15 protein-coding genes are annotated in these 17,617 nt (G+C 71.6%); 8 read left to right on the forward strand and 7 right to left on the reverse strand.

The genetic code is table 11. From position 1 onward, the window contains the following. Positions 1–2: 2 nt before the first annotated feature. The 4 genes from ABZ267_RS10355 (at position 3) to ABZ267_RS10370 (ending at position 7,949) form a co-directional block, all read left to right on the forward strand. The gene (locus ABZ267_RS10355) at positions 3–977 is read left to right on the forward strand and encodes an enediyne biosynthesis protein (protein ID WP_356753531.1); all 975 of its coding nucleotides are present in this window, start codon (positions 3–5) and stop codon (positions 975–977) included. Next, the gene (locus tag ABZ267_RS10360) at positions 974–6,838 is read left to right on the forward strand and encodes an SDR family NAD(P)-dependent oxidoreductase (protein WP_356753533.1); all 5,865 of its coding nucleotides are present in this window, start codon (positions 974–976) and stop codon (positions 6,836–6,838) included. Before ABZ267_RS10355 ends, ABZ267_RS10360 begins: the two co-directional genes overlap by 4 nt. A 77-nt stretch (positions 6,839–6,915) precedes the next feature. Then, positions 6,916–7,368, forward strand: a complete 453-nt coding sequence (locus ABZ267_RS10365) for an acyl-CoA thioesterase (RefSeq protein WP_356753535.1) — start codon at positions 6,916–6,918, stop codon at positions 7,366–7,368. Next, positions 7,365–7,949 (forward strand): flavin reductase family protein, encoded by a 585-nt coding sequence (locus tag ABZ267_RS10370; protein WP_356753537.1) that lies wholly within the window; start codon positions 7,365–7,367, stop codon positions 7,947–7,949. The genes ABZ267_RS10365 and ABZ267_RS10370 overlap by 4 nt, the downstream gene beginning before the upstream one ends. On the opposite strand, the gene ABZ267_RS10375 is transcribed toward ABZ267_RS10370, so the two are convergent. Further along, the gene (locus ABZ267_RS10375; protein WP_356753539.1) at positions 7,924–8,658 is read right to left on the reverse strand and encodes an AraC family transcriptional regulator; all 735 of its coding nucleotides are present in this window, start codon (positions 8,656–8,658) and stop codon (positions 7,924–7,926) included. The genes ABZ267_RS10370 and ABZ267_RS10375 overlap by 26 nt on opposite strands. Positions 8,659–9,377: 719 nt before the next feature. Here ABZ267_RS10375 and panD point away from each other — a divergent pair. Then, the gene (gene panD, locus ABZ267_RS10380; protein WP_356753541.1) at positions 9,378–9,803 is read left to right on the forward strand and encodes an aspartate 1-decarboxylase; all 426 of its coding nucleotides are present in this window, start codon (positions 9,378–9,380) and stop codon (positions 9,801–9,803) included. 126 nt (positions 9,804–9,929) lie between these two features. Next, positions 9,930–10,283, forward strand: a complete 354-nt coding sequence (locus ABZ267_RS10385) for a GNAT family N-acetyltransferase (protein WP_356753543.1) — start codon at positions 9,930–9,932, stop codon at positions 10,281–10,283. 22 nt (positions 10,284–10,305) lie between these two features. Here ABZ267_RS10385 and ABZ267_RS10390 read toward each other — a convergent pair whose 3' ends face one another. Beyond that, positions 10,306–11,076, reverse strand: a complete 771-nt coding sequence (locus ABZ267_RS10390) for a PIG-L family deacetylase (protein WP_356753545.1) — start codon at positions 11,074–11,076, stop codon at positions 10,306–10,308. Between the two features lie 244 nt (positions 11,077–11,320). Here ABZ267_RS10390 and ABZ267_RS10395 point away from each other — a divergent pair, with 244 nt between their 5' ends. Beyond that, the gene (locus tag ABZ267_RS10395; RefSeq protein ID WP_356753547.1) at positions 11,321–11,527 is read left to right on the forward strand and encodes a hypothetical protein; all 207 of its coding nucleotides are present in this window, start codon (positions 11,321–11,323) and stop codon (positions 11,525–11,527) included. Between the two features lie 44 nt (positions 11,528–11,571). Here ABZ267_RS10395 and ABZ267_RS10400 read toward each other — a convergent pair whose 3' ends face one another. The 5 genes from ABZ267_RS10400 to ABZ267_RS10420 all read right to left on the reverse strand — a co-directional run bounded on the left by ABZ267_RS10400 (position 11,572) and on the right by ABZ267_RS10420 (position 17,125). After that, entirely contained in the window at positions 11,572–12,951 is a 1,380-nt protein-coding gene (locus tag ABZ267_RS10400; RefSeq protein ID WP_356753695.1) for a diaminopimelate decarboxylase, read from the reverse strand. 57 nt (positions 12,952–13,008) lie between these two features. After that, positions 13,009–13,806 carry a family 1 encapsulin nanocompartment shell protein gene (locus ABZ267_RS10405; protein WP_356753549.1) on the reverse strand — a complete coding sequence of 266 codons (798 nt, stop codon included), beginning with the start codon at positions 13,804–13,806 and terminating at the stop codon, positions 13,009–13,011. Next, the gene (locus ABZ267_RS10410; RefSeq protein ID WP_356753551.1) at positions 13,806–14,876 is read right to left on the reverse strand and encodes a Dyp-type peroxidase; all 1,071 of its coding nucleotides are present in this window, start codon (positions 14,874–14,876) and stop codon (positions 13,806–13,808) included. Before ABZ267_RS10410 ends, ABZ267_RS10405 begins: the two co-directional genes overlap by 1 nt. 156 nt (positions 14,877–15,032) lie before the next feature. Next, on the reverse strand, positions 15,033–16,475 hold the full coding sequence (gene gndA, locus ABZ267_RS10415; protein ID WP_356753553.1) for an NADP-dependent phosphogluconate dehydrogenase: 1,443 nt from the start codon (positions 16,473–16,475) through the stop codon (positions 15,033–15,035). Between the two features lie 65 nt (positions 16,476–16,540). Beyond that, positions 16,541–17,125, reverse strand: coding sequence for a DUF5709 domain-containing protein (locus ABZ267_RS10420; protein ID WP_356753555.1), 585 nt, complete (start codon positions 17,123–17,125; stop codon positions 16,541–16,543). A gap of 283 nt (positions 17,126–17,408) precedes the next feature. Here ABZ267_RS10420 and ABZ267_RS10425 point away from each other — a divergent pair, with 283 nt between their 5' ends. Continuing rightward, positions 17,409–17,549: a hypothetical protein gene (locus ABZ267_RS10425; protein WP_356753557.1), complete on the forward strand. Its 141-nt coding sequence runs from the start codon at positions 17,409–17,411 to the stop codon at positions 17,547–17,549. The last annotated feature ends 68 nt before the right edge of the window (positions 17,550–17,617 follow it).

A 17,617-nucleotide genomic window follows, 5' to 3' on the forward strand; every position in this document is an offset into this window, starting at 1 on the left:
CGATGGCCGAAAAATCCACCACACCCCCACGGCACGACCCGAAGATCGTGACCGCGCTGCGTCGGTTCGCCATCTCGATCACCGTGCTCAACATCGCCGGCTACACCGTGCTCGGCTTCGAACAGCCCTGGCTGTGGCCCTTCATCGCGGTCGCCGTCGCCTACTGCGTCGAAACGGTCCTGGAGTTCATCGGAGCCCGGGTCGAGGAGCGCCGGCCGCGCTACGCCGGAGGCGGGACGAAGGGGGTCCTGGAGTTCCTGTACCCCAGCCACATCACCGCGCTCGCCGTCAACATGCTGCTCTACGTGAACGACCGGCTGTGGGTGATGGTCCTCGGGGTCGTCGTCGCGGTCTCCGCCAAGTGGGTCCTGCGCGCACCGGTACGGGGCAAGCCGCGACACTTCATGAACCCGTCGAACTTCGGCATCGCGGTGGTGCTGCTGCTGTTCCCCTGGGCCAGCATCGCGCCCCCGTACCAGTTCACCGAGTACACCGACGGCGCGGTCGACTGGATCATCCCCGCGGTGATCGTCACCCTGGGGACCCTGCTCAACGCGAAGCTCACCGGACGCATGTGGCTGATCGGCGGCTGGCTGGTGGTCTTCGTGCTCCAGGCCGTGCTGCGGGGAGTGCTCTTCGACACGGCGATCCCGCCGGCCCTGGGCATGATGACCGGGGTGGCCTTCGTCCTGTTCACCAACTACATGGTCACGGATCCCGGCACCACTCCGTCGCGGCCGGTCGCGCAGGTCGCCTTCGGCGGCGGCGTCGCCGTGACGTACGGGATCATGACCGGGCTGGGCATCGCGTACGGCCTGTTCTTCGCCACCGCCGTGGTCTGCCTGGTCCGCGGCGGCTACCTCTGGCTGGTCCACCTGCGCACCGAGCAGACCGGGACGACCGCCCCTGCCCCCGCGCGGACCGTCGAGGCCCGGGGCGTTCCGTCGGAGACCGGGAAGGCATCGGTGGCGGCATGACCCGGATATCCATCGTCGGCATGGCCTGCCGCTTCCCGGACGCCGCGTCGCCCCGCGAGCTGTGGGAGAACGCGGTGGCCGGCCGGCGCGCCTTCCGCCGCATCCCCGACGTACGCATGCGCCTGGACGACTACTGGGATCCGGATCCGGCCGCTCCCGACCGGTTCTACGCGCGTACGGCCGCCGTGCTGGAGGGCTACGCCTTCGACCGCGTGGCGCACCGGGTCACCGGCAGCACCTACCGTTCGACGGACCTCACCCACTGGCTCGCCCTGGAGACCGCCGGCCGGGCGCTGGCCGACGCCGGGTTCCCCGAGGGCGGGGGACTGCCGCGAGCGCGGACCGGGGTCGTCGTCGGTAACACCCTCACGGGAGAGTTCACGCGGGCGAATGGAATGCGCCTGCGGTGGCCGTACGTACGCCGGGTGCTCGCGGGAGCCTTGCGAGGCCAGGGCTGGGACGACGACCGGCTCGCCGTGTTCCTCGACGGCGTCGAGAAGACCTACAAGCAGCCGTTCCCCGCGATCGACGAGGACTCGCTCGCCGGAGCCCTGTCGAACACCATCGCCGGCCGCATCTGCAACCACTTCGGCCTTGGTGGCGGCGGCTACACCGTTGACGGCGCGTGCTCCTCCTCGCTCCTCTCCGTCACCTCCGCGGCCGGATCCCTGCTGAGCGGGGACCTCGACGTCGCGGTCGCCGGCGGTGTCGACCTGTCCATCGACCCGTTCGAGATCGTGGGCTTCGCCAAGACCGGCGCCCTCGCCCGGTCCGAGATGCGCGTGTACGACCGGGGATCCAACGGATTCTGGCCCGGCGAAGGCTGCGGCATGGTCGTTCTGATGCGTGCGGAGGACGCCCGCGCGGCCGGCCTGCGCCAATACGCGACGATCGCCGGATGGGGTGTCTCGTCGGACGGGCAGGGGAGCATCACCCGCCCCGAAGCGGGCGGCTACCGACTGGCCCTGGCACGTGCCTACGAACGGGCCGGGTTCGGCATCGAGACCGTGCCCTTCTTCGAGGGGCACGGCACCGGCACCCCGGTGGGCGACGCCAATGAACTCGGCGCGCTCACCGCCGCTCGCGCGGAGGCCGCCCCCGGCGCACCGGCCGCCGCGATCAGCTCCGCCAAGGCGATGATCGGCCACACCAAGGCCGCCGCCGGGGTCGCCGGACTGATCAAGGCCGTGATGGCGGTGGACGCGCGCCTGCTGCCCCCCACCATCGGCTGCCGGGAGCCGCACGAACTGCTCACCGGACCCGGAGCGGGCCTGCGCGCGCTGCGCACCGCGGAGCCCTGGCCCCAGGACATGCCGCTGCGCGCCGGGGTCACCGCGATGGGTTTCGGAGGTATCAACACCCATGTCGTCATCGACAAGGAGGCGCCTCCGCGCCACCGGGCGCCTCATCGACGCCACCTCACACTCGCCGGCTCGCTCCAGGACTGCGAACTGCTCCTCCTGGACGGCGAGTCGCCCGCCGAACTGCGCGAGCGCCTGACGAAGGCGGCCGACCTCGCACCCAAGCTCTCCTATGCCCAGCTCGCCGACCTGGCCCACACCCTCCAACGGGATCTGCGGGAACTGCCGTGGCGAGCGGCCGTGGTGGTCACGTCTCCGGACGACGCGGAACGCCGACTGCGGCGCTTGATCGACGCGTTGGAACAGGACCCGGCCGGTCTGGTCGCCGTCGACGACCGCGCCTTCATCGGGTGCGTACGAGCGGAGGCCGGCAGCATCGGCTTCCTCTTCCCCGGCCAGGGCTCCGGCCGCGGTACCGACGGCGGCGCACTCCGTCGGCGCTTCGCCCAGGCCGCCGAGGTCTACGAACGGGCCGGGCTGCCCGCCACCGGGGACCCGGTGGCCACCGAGGTGGCGCAGCCACGGATCGTCACCGCCGCCACCGCCGGACTGCGCGTGCTCGACTGGCTGGGGGTGGAGGCCGAGGCGGCGGTCGGGCACAGCCTGGGCGAACTCGTCGCGCTGCACTGGGCGGGAGCCCTGGACGAAGCGCGGCTGTTGGAGGCGGTCCGGGTACGGGGCGATGCCATGGCCAGGCACGGCGAGCCCGGCACCATGGCGTCCCTCGCGGCGGCCCCCGAGCGGGTGAAGACGCTGATGTACGGCGTCGACGCGGTCATCGCCGGGTACAACGGCCCCGAGCGGACGGTCGTCGCCGGAACGGCCGACGCCGTGGCCGCCGTGACGGAGCGGGCCACCGCGCATGAAGTCGGCTGTACGCCGCTCGCCGTGTCCCACGCCTTCCACTCCCCGCTGGTGGCACCGGCCGCCGACGTCTTCGGTACCTGGCTGGACGATGTCCGGTTCGGGCCGGTGCGGGGCCGGGTGCTGTCCACCGTGACCGGGCAGGAACTGGCCGTTGACGCCGACCTCCGTAAACTGCTGCACCGGCAGATCACCGAGCCGGTTCTCTTCACCCGGGCGGTCCAGGAGGCCGCTGCGGACGTCGACCTGTTCGTGGAGGTCGGACCGGGCCAGGTGCTGAGCTCCCTGGCCACGGGGGCGACCGGCGTTCCGTCCGTCGCGTTGGACACCGACGAGACGTCGCTGCGCGGTCTGCTCCGGGTTGCCGGAGCCGCGTACGTGATCGGTGCCCCGCTGATGCACGAGCGCTTGTTCAGCGACCGGCTCACCCGGCCCCTGGACCTCGACGCCGAGTTCCACTTCCTGGCGAGCCCCTGCGAGAGCGTCGCGCCCGACGGGCTGCCGGCCGTGCCGCCCGAGGGGGAGCGGCACCTGGACGGAGCAGGGCCCACCGTCGACGCGGAGCCGTACGCGACCGGCGCCGGGCCGCGGGCGGACAACGCCGGCGAACCGGTGGGCGACGAGGAGCAGTCCGCCGTCGAGGTGCTGCGCACCCTTGTGGCCGAGCGGGCCGAACTCCCGGTGGACCTGGTGCGGGACGACAGCAGCCTGCTGGACGACCTGCACATGAGCTCCATCACCGTGGGACAGATCGTCAACCAGGCGGCCACCCGCCTCGGCCTCGCCACCGCCCACGCCCCCGCCAACTTCGCCACCGCCACCCTGGCCGAACTCGGCGAGGCCCTGGAGTCGTTGGCCGGCTCCGGCCCGGACGGTGGTGCCGGGGCGGTACCGGCCGTGCTGGGCGCTGCCCCCTGGGTCCGGGCCTTCGTCGTGGACCTGGACGAGGAGCTGCCCGCAGCGGTCCGAGCGGAGGAGTCCGAAGGCGACTGGGAGTTGTTCGCCGCGCCGGCACACCCGTACGCCGAGGAGTTGCGGAGCGCGCTGCGCAACGCCCGAGTGGGGCCCGGTGTTCTGGTGTGCCTGCCTCCGCGGTGTCCCCCCGACCGGCTGACTCCGGCACTGGAGGGTGCACGGCGCGTTCTCGCGGGCGGTGCCGGGCAGCGGTTCGTTCTGGTGCAGGAGGGTCTGGGCGCGGCAGGCCTCGCGAAGTCCCTTCACCTGGAGGCTCCGCACTTGCGGACCACCGTCGTGGACACCCCGGCAGCCGATGGTGTCGTGGACCGGATCGTGGCAGAGGTGTCGGCGACCACCCGGTTCACGGAGGTGAGTTACGACATCGACGGAACCCGCAGGGTGCCCGTGCTGCGGGTCTTGCCGGTGCGCGGTGAGCGCACCGACGAACTGCTGGACTCCACCGACGTCCTCCTGGTCACCGGGGGCGGCAAGGGAATCACAGCGGAGTGCGCGCTCGCGGTGGCCGGGCGCAGCGGGGCCGCCGTGGCGATCGTGGGCCGCTCCGACCCGACCGGGGACGAGGTCCTGTCCGCGAACCTGCGGAGGATGGCCGGCCGGGGTCTCCGGGTGGGCTACGCCCGCGCGGACGTCACCGACCCCGAGCGGGTGCGCGCGGCGGTCGCTGAACTGACCGCCGAACTCGGGCCCGTCACCGCGGTGCTGCACGGTGCCGGACAGAACGAACCCGCCGCACTCGCCGATCTCACCGAGGAGGACTTCGAGCGCACCCTCGCGCCGAAGGTCGACGGCCTGCGGGCCGTCCTCGCCGCGGTCGACCGGAGCGTCCTCAAGCTGCTGGTCTGCTTCGGCAGCGTGATCGGACGCACCGGACTGCGCGGCGAAGCGCACTACGCCACCGCCAACGAACGGCTCGCCGACCTCGCCCAGCGGTTCGCCGCCGACTCTCCGCACTGCCGTGTTCGGTGTCTGGAATGGTCCGTGTGGTCCGGTGTCGGCATGGGCGAGAAGCTGTCCGTCGTCGAGTCCCTGGCCCGCGAGGGCATCACACCGATCTCGCCGGACCAGGGCGTCGAGGTACTGCTGCGCCTGATCGCCGATCCCGACGCCCCGCCGGTCACCGTCGTCACCGGCCGCACGGGTGAGATGGACACGCTGCGCCGCGAGCGGCCAACGCTTCCCCTGCACCGGTTCACCGTCGCCCCGCTCGTCCATTACCACGGGGCCGAACTGGTCACCGAGGTGGAGCTGAACGTCGGCACCGACCCGTACCTCGCCGACCACCTGCTCGACGGAAACCTGCTGCTCCCCGCGGTGATCGGAATGGAGGCGATGTGCCAGGTGGCCGCCGCGGTCACCGGGCGCGACAGTGTCCCCGTGCTGGAGGACATCCGCTTCCTCCGCCCCGTCGTGGTGCCTCCCGACGGCTCGGCCCGGGTGCGGATCGCCGCCACCGTCACGGCCGCCGACACGGTGGAGGTCGTCCTGCACGCGGAGGAGTCCGGATTCGTCGCCGAACACTTCCGGGCACGGCTGGTGTTCTCCGGCCTGCCGGTGCCCGAAGGTCCTCCCGTAGCCGGCGGGCCGGGCCTCGGGGACGTCCCGCTGGACCCGGTGGCGGACCTGTACGGCGACGTGCTCTTCCAGGGCGACCGCTTCCGGCGGTTGCGCCGTTTCCACCGCGTCTCGGCTCGGCACGTGGACGCGGAGCTGTCGGTGGACGAGGTGGCGGACTGGTTCGCTGCCTACCTCCCGGGCGGGCTGCTTCTGGCCGATCCCGGTATGCGGGACGCGCTGATGCACGGTAATCAGGTATGCGTCCCCGACGCCACTCTGCTGCCGTCGGGCATCGACCGGCTGTACCCGCTCGCTGCGGGGGCCGATGTCCCCAAGGAGCTCCGCTACGTGGCGGTCGAGCGGGAGCGCGACGGCCGGACGTACGTCTACGACGTCGCCGCCCGCGCCCCCGACGGACGCGTTGTGGAACGTTGGGAGGGGCTGCGCCTGACAGCGGTGCGCCGAGGGGCGCGCAGCGGTCCGTGGGCCGGACCGCTGCTCGCGTCCCACATGGAGCGGACCGTGGAGGAACTGACCGGGCGACGGGTCGCCCTGGCGGTGGAACCGCCCGACGAGCACCCACCGGCCGAGGCATCGGCGGGAGCCGCTGCGCGGCGTTCGCTGACGGCGCGGGCCGCGGGTCGTGCTCTGGGCGCTCCCGCGGCCGTCACCTATCGGCCGGACGGCCGGCCGGAGCTTGTTGCGGAAGACCTGGTCATGTCGGCCTCGCACACGGCCGGCTGGACGCTGTGCGCGGTGGCTGACGCGGCCGCCGTGGGTTGTGACATCGAACCCGTCGTGGCCAGGCCGACAGCCGCATGGGAAGGGCTGCTCGGCGATCACGCCCCGCTGGCCGCGTCGATCGCGAGTCAGACGGGAGCCGGCTTCGACACCGCGGCCACGGTCGTGTGGACCGCCCTCGAGTGCATGCAGAAGGCCGGGCTCACCACGCACGCCCCGCTTTCGCTGACACCGCGCACCGTCGACGACTGGACGGTGTTCGCCTCGGGCGGCGTGCGCGTGGCGGTTCTGGTGACCCGGCTCAAGGGCCTGCCGGATCCGGTGGCGGCAGCGGTACTCGTCACGGCGGAACCACGCCCGTGACGGCCACCCCGGACCCACACGCACCTGCCGCAGGCCCGCGGCAGGCTCCGCACCGTTCCGAAGGAAGGGAGAGGACCGTGGCGGACCACTTCGAGTACCGGCATATCGTCGGGTTCGAGGAGACCAACCTCGTCGGCAATGTGTACTACGTCAACTACCTCCGCTGGCAGGGGAGGTGCCGTGAGTTGTTCCTGAGAGCCCATGCCCCGGAGGTGCTCGCCGACGTCCTCGGGGATCTCAAGCTGTTCACTTTGAAGGTCGACTGCGAGTTCTTCGCCGAGATCAGTGTCTTCGACGAGCTGTCCGTCAGAATGAGGCTGGCCGAACTCCGCCAGACGCAACTGGAGTTCACCTTCGACTATGTCCGCCTCGACGCCGGGGGGGCGGAGCGGCTGGTGGCCCGGGGCAGGCAGCGGGTCGCGTTCATGCGAGGCCCGAACACGGCCACGGTCCCGACTCCCGTGCCCGAAGCCTTGGTTCGTGCCCTGGAGGCTTATGCCCCATCGCCCCGGCCCCGGTCGAGCGTGTGACCGGCCCCCGCGAGACCGCCCGCCCGCTGCCTGTACCGGGGGAGACGGACGGGAAGGATCTGCGTCGTGCGTTCGCGGAATTCGCCACGGGGGTCACCGTGGTGACCGTGGGCGGACCCTTTGCGCGCGGAATGACGGCGAATTCCTTCTCCTCGGTCTCCCTGAGCCCGCCGCTGCTGCTCGTCTGCGTCCACAACGACGCCGTCATGCGCCGGGCTCTCCACCCGGCGCGGCACTTCGGGGTGTCGGTGCTCAGTGCCGGGCAGGAGGCTGTGGCCCGGCACTTCGCCGACAATTCCCGCCCCGTGGGCCTGCAGCAGTTCGACGCAGTCGGCTGGTCCCCCGGCGCGGCCACCTCCGTGCCTCTCATCGATGGAGCGTTGGCGCGCTTCGAATGCGAGAAGTGGCGCGCTTACGACGGCGGCGATCACACGATCCTCGTCGGTGGGGTGGTCGGCTGGAGTCGGTCGCCGGGGCTGGATCCGGAGTCCGGGAGGGACGAGGCCACCGAGGACGCTCTGTTGTACTTCCGGGGACGGTTTCGGGAGCCCGGCCTCAGGGCGCAGGAGCCGTCGCGATGAGACGGAGGGTGGCCAGGTTCTCCCGGGAGAGGTGAATCACGACCGGTTCCAGCGCGTGGTCCGTCGAGGTGGTGATCGGTCCGAAGCCGCCCACCATGGGGGTGTGACGGCCCCGACGCCCGCCGTCCGTCCGGTGCATGACGGAGCGGGCCAGCACGTGCCAACGTCCCGTGGGGACATTGTCGAGAGCGAATGCCCCTGGGCGGTTCAGCACCGTGCAGCGCACGGGGTGCCCCTGGGGGAAGGGGGCGGGGAAGAGGCCTACGAATACCACTCCGGACTGATCGTCGGCGGGTGCCTGCACGTTTCCGTGGAGCTGTGTCGGCGCGGTCGGGTCGACCGTGCTCAACCGGTCCCCGGTCGCGGCAAGGGGGGTCGCCGAGCGGAGCAGTCGGTACGCGGACGGGGTGAGGCCCGTGCAGGACTTGAAACAGGTGCTGAAGGTGCCGACGCTGCTGTATCCGACCACGTGGCTGATCTCCGCGACGTTGAGCCGGCCTTCGGAGAGAAGCCGCTTCGCTTCCTCGAAGCGGAGCGCTCTGAGGAAGCGTCTGGGGGAGACCCCGATCAGGTGGGTGAACTCCCGCGACAAGTGGAACCTGCTGAAGCCGGCCGCCTGGGCTATGCCATCGATCGTCAGATCTTCTCTGAAGTTGTGATGCATGTTGGCGATCACTTGAACGACGGCTCGCGTGATTGCAGACTCCATGACATCTCCCTCATCAGGAATGGCAGTTTCCTAGAATCTCGTCATGCGGTTTGGAACAGGTATGCGAGCGCAGGTGTATCGGTATATCGCCGGTCGAGGATTGGGCAACGCCCCAAACATCCGTTGGCGAAACAGGGCGCCGGTGAGGTGATCGATGGCCTGATAGCGACTCCTAGGCTCGAAAGTGGGGGTCCAGTCGATGATGGCTCCGCCCCGGCCCGGTCAATTGATCGCGGGAAACCCAGACATCCTGACCGGGTCTGATCAGTGGCGATGGATTGCCCTCTATTCAGCAACCCGTTTCGGCGGTTATGTGCCCGGTTCGTCCCGGTGTGCAGCACAATATTGGCTGGAAAACTCCGTACGGCAGTCGCTGCTGACTTCTTTTCGATGTGTCACGAGTGACGAATGCGGCAAGTGAGGAGACTGGCTGTGTGGACCGCCTGGATTCGCACACCTCGCCGGGGCGGAGGAGCCACGGGATCATGCGGCCAGGAGCGGGGTGGGCTCCCGGTTCAGAGCTGACCCCCGGCCGGTTCGGGGATCGAGACCGGGTGGACGAGGAGATCCGCGGCGTGCGGCACCGGATCCAGAGGGGCCGCGTTCCGTGGACCGTAGCGATGTTCTTCACAAACATCGTTCGGCGTGTGCCGGTGTAAGGTCGAGGCCGCCCTTGACCTGCACAAAGCAGGCAGGGAGCCATCTCGGAGGAGTCCTGAATGCTGCGCACCATGTTCAAGTCCAAGATCCACCGAGCCACCGTCACCCAGGCCGACCTGCATTACGTCGGTTCCGTGACGATCGACGCCGACATGATGGACGCCGCCGACCTGCTGCCCGGCGAGCTGGTCCATATCGTTGACATCGACAACGGCGCCCGCTTGGAGACGTACGTCATCGAAGGCGAGCGCGGCTCCGGTGTCATCGGGATCAACGGCGCCGCCGCACACCTCGTGCACCCCGGTGACTTGGTCATCCTGATCAGTTACGCCCAGGTCGAGGACGCGGAGGCCCGCGCGCTCACGCCGAAGGTCGTCCACGTCGACGCGGACAACCGGATCGTGGCGCTCGGCAGCGACGCGTCGGCGCCGGTGCCCAGGAGCCGTGCGGAGCGGAGCCCGCAGGCGGTGGTCGCGGGCGGCTGACACGGCCGTCCGCACCCAACGGAACGAGTCCCACGGAACGATCCGTACGGAACGAGTCCCACGGAACGAGTCCCACGGAACGAGTCCCACGGAACGAGTCCCACGGAACGAGGAGAGCAGAGGCCCATGACGGAGAACGCTGCTGTAGAGATCAGCGACGACCGGGAGCGCGGCACGCTCACGGCCCAGGTGGACGGGAAGGTCGCCGGGACGATCGCCTACTTCGTCATGGAGCCCGCTCCGGGCGCGCTCGTGGCCGTCCATACGGTGGTCCGGCCCGAGCACGAGGGCCAGGGCATCGCCGGTGCGCTCGTCCGGAAGTTCTACGGCCTCGCCGCGCAGGAGGGCGTCCCCGTCGTGCCGCTGTGCCCGTACGCGGCGAAGTGGGCGCGGCGCCATCCGGACGAGGCGCCCGCGGCTCCGGAGGAGCTCGTACGGGAGGCGCGGCGGCAGCTCAAGGACCATCCCGAGCTGTTCTGAGGAGCGGCGGGCGCCCGTCGCCTCACGCGGTCAAAGACGTGTCCGCCGCGCCCCGGGGTGAGAGGTCCTGGCGGATGTACCACTCGGTGCTCAGCACCTGGTGCTGAACCTCCGGCGGCAGAGCGGCGATCCGGCCCGGTGCGGCGCCTCGTTCCACCTCGCTGCGGTGGGCGAGGATCGCCGCGAGCTTCTGCGGGAGCCAGGGCGCGACATCGACCGTCGTGGTGATCCACGCGTCGTCCGAGACGTGGAACGCGTCGGTGGGCGTGCCCGGCCGGCCCAGACGCCTGCCCACCTCCTCGGCGGCCGAACGCGGGTGCGTGGCCAGGTAGAGGGCGCTCGGCTGCCACGGTTCACCGGCCTCCGGGAAGAGCCGGGCCAGTCCCGCCGCCCGGACGGCCAGAGCGGTGACGCGGTGGGCGTGTACGTGGTCGGGGTGGCCGGTCATGCCTCCGTAGGCGTCCGGCGCGACCACCACCTGCGGCCGGACAGCGCGGATGTGGGCCACCACGGCGCCTACCGCCTCGTCCAGTGGCGCGTCCATGAACCGGGGCCGGCCAGGGGCCGACTCCGGTACGCGCGCGTCCGCGTAGCCGAGGAGCCGGGGCGCTCCCGCGCCCAGGATCTCCAGGGCCCGTGTGAGCTCGGCGGCCCGGTGGCTTCCCTCCACCCAGGTCGCGGTGACCACCGCCGTCCGCGCGCCGGCCGCCGCGTGCCGGGCCAGTACGCCGCCCGAGAAGAGGGACTCGTCGTCCGGGTGGGCGTGGACGGCGAGCACGCTCGGCAGGGACATGGTGGACGCCTTCCTGTCGGTCCGGTGGGGCCGGAGCCTCACACCCCGGGTCCACCCGTGTCTGTCCCGTCCCCGTGACCTGCAACTGCCGCAGCAGGATACCCGCGTGGGCCGACTCGGCCGACCCGGAATCCGTACTCCCTCACACGTCGCACGTGTGGACTCGACAGGCGCGGGCAGCCGCACCGGGAGACGGTGGAGGAAAGCTCCATCTGTCCGTTTCGTGCCGTTGTGGAGGATCGAAATGACCCACCCGTACCCCGACCCCGTACCGCCGTCGCCGACGCCTCCGCCCGTGCCGGGTCCGCCGACACCTGTGCCGAGCCCGCCGCCCGTGCCGCCGGGTCCCGCGCCGGTGCCGCCCGGCCCGGCCCCGGACCCGATCCCGCCGGCGCCCGGCCCCGACCCCGTACCGGACCCGGAGCCGCAGCCCGAGCCCGCCGGGTCGTAGAGGCGTAAGGGGCAGTGGGGTCTCCGTACGTACGGAGACCCCACTCAGCCCAGCGTCCTCAGCGCGTCCGCGTACGCCAGGCCGCTCTCCGCGGCGATCGCGTCCATCGTCTGCGCCTCCCGCACCGTCGCGAACACCACCTCGCCGTCCGGCGCCGAGGAGCGGAACCCGTACACCGCCGGGCGCGGCAGGCTGTTGTACGCCCACGGCGTGGAGAAGTAATACGCCCCCGTGTCGTACAGCACCACGAAGTCGCCCTCGGCCAGCTCCGGCAGCTTCCGGCCGTGCGCCACCACATCGCCCGCGAAGCAGCACGGCCCCGCGATGTCCTGCGCCAGCTCCGGACCTCCCCTGGGAGCGCCGTCCGCGGTGAACGCTCCGATCCGCAGCGGCCAGGAGTCGGGCATGAAGACGGTACGGGTGGCGGTCTGCGCTCCTGCGTGGGTGAGCGCGATCCGGCGGCCGCCCGCGTCCTTCGTGTACTCCACCCGCGCCCCGATGAAGCCGTTCTTCGCCAGCAGCGACCGGCCGAACTCCGTCACGAGTCCGTACCGGCCGGAGAAGAGGCCCGGAGCGGCCGCCGTCAGCGCGTCCACGTACGCGGAGTAGGTCGGTTGCGTGGTGTCGTCCGTGAAGTTGACCGGGAGCCCGCCGCCGATGTCCAGGCTGGTCACCTGGCGGGTGCCGAGGCGTTCGTTGATCTCCTCGGCCAGCTCGTACGTGCGTGCCACGCCCGCCGCGATCAGCTCCAACGGGCAGCCCTGGGAGCCGACATGGGCGTGCAGACGGGTCAGCCACGGACGCGCCTGGAAGGCTTGTACGACCGCCTCTCGGGCACCCGGGTCGCGCAGCGCGACGCCGAACTTCGAGGTGTCCGTCGCCGTGGACATCGGGCCGATCGCCCCGCCGCCCACCTGCGGATTGACCCGCAGCCCGAGGACGGAGGGAGCGTCCCGGTGCCGCAGTGCGTCGATACGGTGGAGCTCGGCGATGCTGTCGGCGTTGACGGCCACCCCGAGGGCGAGCGCCAGGCGGATCTCCTCACGGGTCTTGGCGGGGGAGTCCAGGACGATCGTCGCCGGTGCGAAACCGGCCTCGACGGCGAGCCGCAGCTCGCCCGGGCTCGCCACCTCGCACCCCATCCCGCAGTCGGCGAGCAGCCGCAGGACCGGCACGAGCGAGGAGGCCTTGGCCGCGAAGGTGTGCAGCACGCCGGGGCTGTGGGCGAACGCCTCCCGCAGCTCGGCGACGGACGAGCGCACCCCGTCCGTGTCGACGAACCCGGCCACCGGCCGCGACTCGCTGAGCACCCCCTGCCCGACGGCCGCCCGGACGGGCCGCGTCGAAGCGGACGGCCGGGCGCGCGAAGGATGGTGCGGATGTCTGTGTCGTACGGCCGGAGTCGGTGATGGCTGCCCCCACAGGTCTCGGCTCCTCTGTTCCTCGGCTTTTCGGCGGACGGCTCGGGAGCGCTCCGCCGCTCAGGCGATGAGTCCGACCACCGCCTCCGGCGTCAGCATCCGGAAGGTGAACGCCTGCCGGAAGTAGAGGTGGACGCCGGTGGCGTCATGGTCCGCGTACCCGATCGACAGATCCTGGCCCAGGCAGAGTTCGAAGTCGCCGCCACGGGCCGAGAGCAGCACCCCGCCCCTGACCGCCGGCGCCCAGAGGATCTCGTCGTCCACGATACGGCTGAGGTGGGTCTTGACCGGATACCCGTGGTCGGACGTCTCGGCGGCCTCGGTGAACGCGTCCGCGCCGAGCAGCAGCCGGTACGGTCCGTCGACGCCGGCCAGCCGCAGCCGCGTCACCGCCTGGCTGACCGCCACCGGATAGTCCCGCGCGTCGGCGGGCAGCGGCAACGGGTCGTGCGAGGAGCCGTCGCGCAGACCGGTGATCCCGGCCGCCGCGTAGCCGTCGATGACCGCCATGTCCTCGGCGTACGCGCAGGTACGGGCCGCGTCCTTGACGGGCTGCCAGTCGCTGTCGGCCGAGCCGCGCTCCACGTCGTCCACCGCCTGCCGCGACACCGTGAACGGCACCCGCCACTCGATGACCGGCATCGACGTACGCGCGCGGGCCACCACGTCCGGCGTCGGCGGGTCGATGTCGCGCAGATGGCCGTCACCGACCGCGGCCAGCGTGGGGCCGTCCGGATCGGAGACGTCGACGACGCGGCGGCCCGCGACATGGCGGCGGAACGTCCGCCGGGCCTCCTCCTCGATCTCGTCCCAGGCGGCAGGAGTGACCGGTGCGAGTTCGCGGTGCAGATTGTTCATCACTGGGCGCTTTCCTGCAGGCTGCCGATGCGCAGCGAACCATGGTCCGGCCCGGCCGCGACGGGCTCCTGCCGGACCGGTGCGGACACCGGTTCCGGCCGGTCCCCGGACTGGATCAGGGCGGGCGGGGGCGGCGGGTCGTCGAGGAACTCGGCGCGAGGAGCGAAGAACAGGCTTCCGGTGACCGCCGTGGAGAAGTCGAGGATGCGGTCGTGCGTACCGGCCGGGTCGCCGAGGAACATGTTGCGGAGCATGCGCTCGGTCACGTCCGGATCGGCCGCGTACCCGATGAAGTACGTGCCGAACTCGCCCTGACCGAAGTTCCCGAACGGCATGTTCGCCCGCAGGATGTCGCGCTCGGTGCCGTCCGGGTCGGTGATCGTGTTGAGCGCGAGGTGCGAGTCGGCGGGCTTCTGGTCGTCCGGGAACTCCACGTCGTCAAGCTTCGTGCGCCCGATGACCCGTTCCTGCTCCTCCACGGAGAGCGCGTTCCAGGAGGTCAGGTCGTGCAGGTACTTCTGTACGACGACATAGCTGCCGCCTTCGAACTCCGGGTCCTCCGCGCCGACGATCGCGGCCGCGCGGGCGTCGTCGCCCACCGGGTTCTCCGTACCGTCCACGAAGCCGAGCAGGTCCCGGTGGTCGAGGTAGCGGAAGCCGTGCGTCTCGTCCACGATCCGCAGCGCACCGCCGAGCTTGGTGAGCAGCTGTGCCGCCCACGCGAAGCAGACGTCCATCCGCTCGGCCCGGATGTGCAGCAGCACATCGCCCGGCGTCGCCGGAGCGTGGTGGAGCCGGCCGCGCAGCTCCTGGAACGGATGGAGGTGAGCGGGCCGCCCGCCGCCGAACAGGCGGTCCCAGGCGGCGGAGCCGAAACCCGCCACGCAGGCCAGACCGGCGTCCGGATAGCGGAAGCCGAGCGATCGGGCGACGGCCGCCAGATCCGGCAGCACCTCCCGTACGGCGTCCTCGCCGCCCGGCTCGATCGTGCCGACCAGGAAGAGCGCCGCGCTGGTCAGCGGAGCCACGACCGGCTGGACCGCGACGGGATCGGGGACGGCGTCGGGCATGCGCGTGCTCCAGGCATCGGGGACGCCACGTGACACTCCGGCGGTCGCCGGGACCACGTGAACAGGGCTCGCACCCCACTCAGCCACGCCCGCCGGGAGGCCGCACCCGGGGTGACCCGGGCGAGGGAGGGCCGCCCAGGTCACCTATCAACCGGTTCAGCCCGCGTCGACCTCGGACCGGTCCCCGCCCCACAACGTGTGGAACGAGCCCTCCCGGTCCGTACGCCGGTAGGTGTGCGCCCCGAAGAAGTCCCGCTGTCCCTGCGTGAGCGCCGCCGGCAGCCGGTCCGCGCGCAGGCCGTCGTAGTACGACAGCGCGGCGGCGAAACCAGGCGTCGGCACGCCCTGGCGCGCCGCCTCCGCCACCACCGCGCGCCAGTCGTCCTGCGCCGCTCCGATCTCGCGCCCGAACTCCTCGTCCGACAGCAGGCTCACCAGCTCCGGCTGCGCGTCGTAGGCGGCCCGGATGCGGTCCAGGAACGCCGCGCGGATGATGCAGCCCGCACGCCAGATCGCCGCCACCGAACCGAGGTCGATGGACCAGTCGTACGCCTCGCTGCCGGCCCGGATCTGGTGGAAGCCCTGCGTGTACGAGACGATCTTCGAGGCATACAGGGCCTGCTCGACCCGGTCCGCGAACGCCGCCGCCTCCGCACCCTCCAGCGGCTCCGCCACCGGCCCCGGCAGCTCCCGTGACGCCTCGCGCAGGTCCGCGTGGCCCGAGAGCGAGCGGGCGAAGACGGCCTCCGCGATCCCGGAGACCGGAACGCCCAGGTCCAGCGCGATCTGCACCGTCCACCGCCCGGTGCCCTTCTGCTCCGCGCGGTCCTGCACGACGTCGACGAACGGCTTGCCGGAAGCCTCGTCCGTATGGGCCAGGACCTCGGCGGTGATCTCGATGAGGTACGAGTCCAGCCGCCCGGTGTTCCAGCTCCGGAAGGTGTCGGCGATCTGCGCCGGTGAGTACCCGGCGATCCTGCGCAGCAGGTCGTACGCCTCGGCGATCAGCTGCATGTCCGCGTACTCGATGCCGTTGTGCACCATCTTCACGAAGTGCCCGGCCCCGTCAGGACCGATGTGCGCGGTGCACGGCGTGCCGTCCTTCGCCTTGGCGGCGATCCTCTCCAGCATCGGGCCGAGCGACTCGTAGGACTCCGCCGATCCGCCCGGCATGATGCTCGGACCGTGGAGCGCGCCCTCCTCGCCGCCGGAGACGCCCGCGCCGACGAAGTGGATCCCACGCTCCCGCAGCTCCTTCTCGCGGCGGCGGGTGTCCTCGAAGTGGGCGTTGCCGCCGTCGATGATGACGTCGCCGTCCTCCAGGAGCGGTGCGAACTCCTGGATCACCGCGTCCGTGGGATCACCGGCCTTCACCATGATGACCAGCCGCCGGGGCCGCTCCAGAGCGGCGACGAACTCCTCGGGCGTGTGCGCGGCGACGAACGTGCCCTCGTCGCCGAACTCCTTCACCAGCGTGTCCGTCCGTGAGCCCGTGCGGTTGTGCACGGCGACGGTGAAGCCGTTGCGGGCGAAGTTCCGGGCCAGGTTGCGGCCCATCACCGCGAGTCCGGTGACGCCGATCTGGGCAGTGCCGCTCATCTGTGCTCCTGCGGTTCCGGGGTGTTCGTTCGGACAGGGGAGTACGGGGTGGGGGACGGCGGCGTTCAGGAGTCGTCGGCGGCCGAGCCGTCGGCGGCCGTACGGCCGCCGGAAGCACCGTCGGAGCGCGATCCACGAGCCGCAGCGCCGTCGACGGACGCACCGTCCGGCAGCGAACCGTCCAGCAGCGTCTCGTCGTCCCCGACCTCGGGAAGCACATGCATCGCCGCTTCCTCGGCCGACGCCGCCGCGCCGTCGATGCCCACATCGCTGGCGGTGAGCGTTACCGGGACACTGCCGTCGGCCTGCTGGGTCAGCCGGCCGGCGCGGGCGACGCCGACCTTGCCGTCCCACAGCTCGCCGTCCCCGCCCACCAGATCGCCCACGCCGTCGCCGGTGAAACCGGGCGTCTCGGGAACTTCCCTGGTCAGCCGGGTCTCCAGTGACTCACCGGTATGACCTTCGGCGGCCGTCGTGCCGAGGCCCTCGACCACCCAGGGCCGGTCCGGCGGTGAGTAGCCCTCGTCCAGAGGGTCGCCGGTGCCGGAGGGGTCGAGCAGCGTGTCCTCGGAACCGAGCTGTTCGTCGGGGTCGGAAGCCTCCGGCTCCTGGGGTTGGTAGACGTCGTCCCCCCAGTCGGTGTCGCTCATGGCGCATCCTTTCCTCGGGAGAACCACTGTCCCCTGTACGCAATTCCACTCCGGTCCCGCTCCGGCCGCAAAGGGAAGATCGGAATCCGGCGCTCCGCCGTGGTGCGCCGACGGGTCTGTGCGGAGGTCACGGCCCTGCCGTACGAGGGCGGGAGCCGGAACACAGGGCTTCCGGCAAGAACCTGCGCGCACGCCGTCCGGAACGGCGCCGCACCGGCCCTGACGTGCCCCTGCCTGCTCCGGGTGGGCCGGGGCGAGCCGGGGCGGGACGTACACTCGGCTCATGGGTCGTAGCGCCGAACTGGGGAAGAGCCCGCACCGGGCCTCCTCCGCGCTGCCCCCGGTCGCGGCCCCCGCCGCCGCACCGGCCCCCGCCGACGCGGCGCCCGGAACGGGCCGTACCGCGCTGCGCGGCCACGGCTAGCGGCCTCCGGCGTCCACAAGCCTGGGCCGGACTACCCGGTCCGCCGCCCCATCTAACGAACGACTCCG

It is taken from the genome of Streptomyces sp. NPDC006174 (assembly GCF_040614075.1).
Lineage (GTDB): Bacteria > Actinomycetota > Actinomycetes > Streptomycetales > Streptomycetaceae > Streptomyces.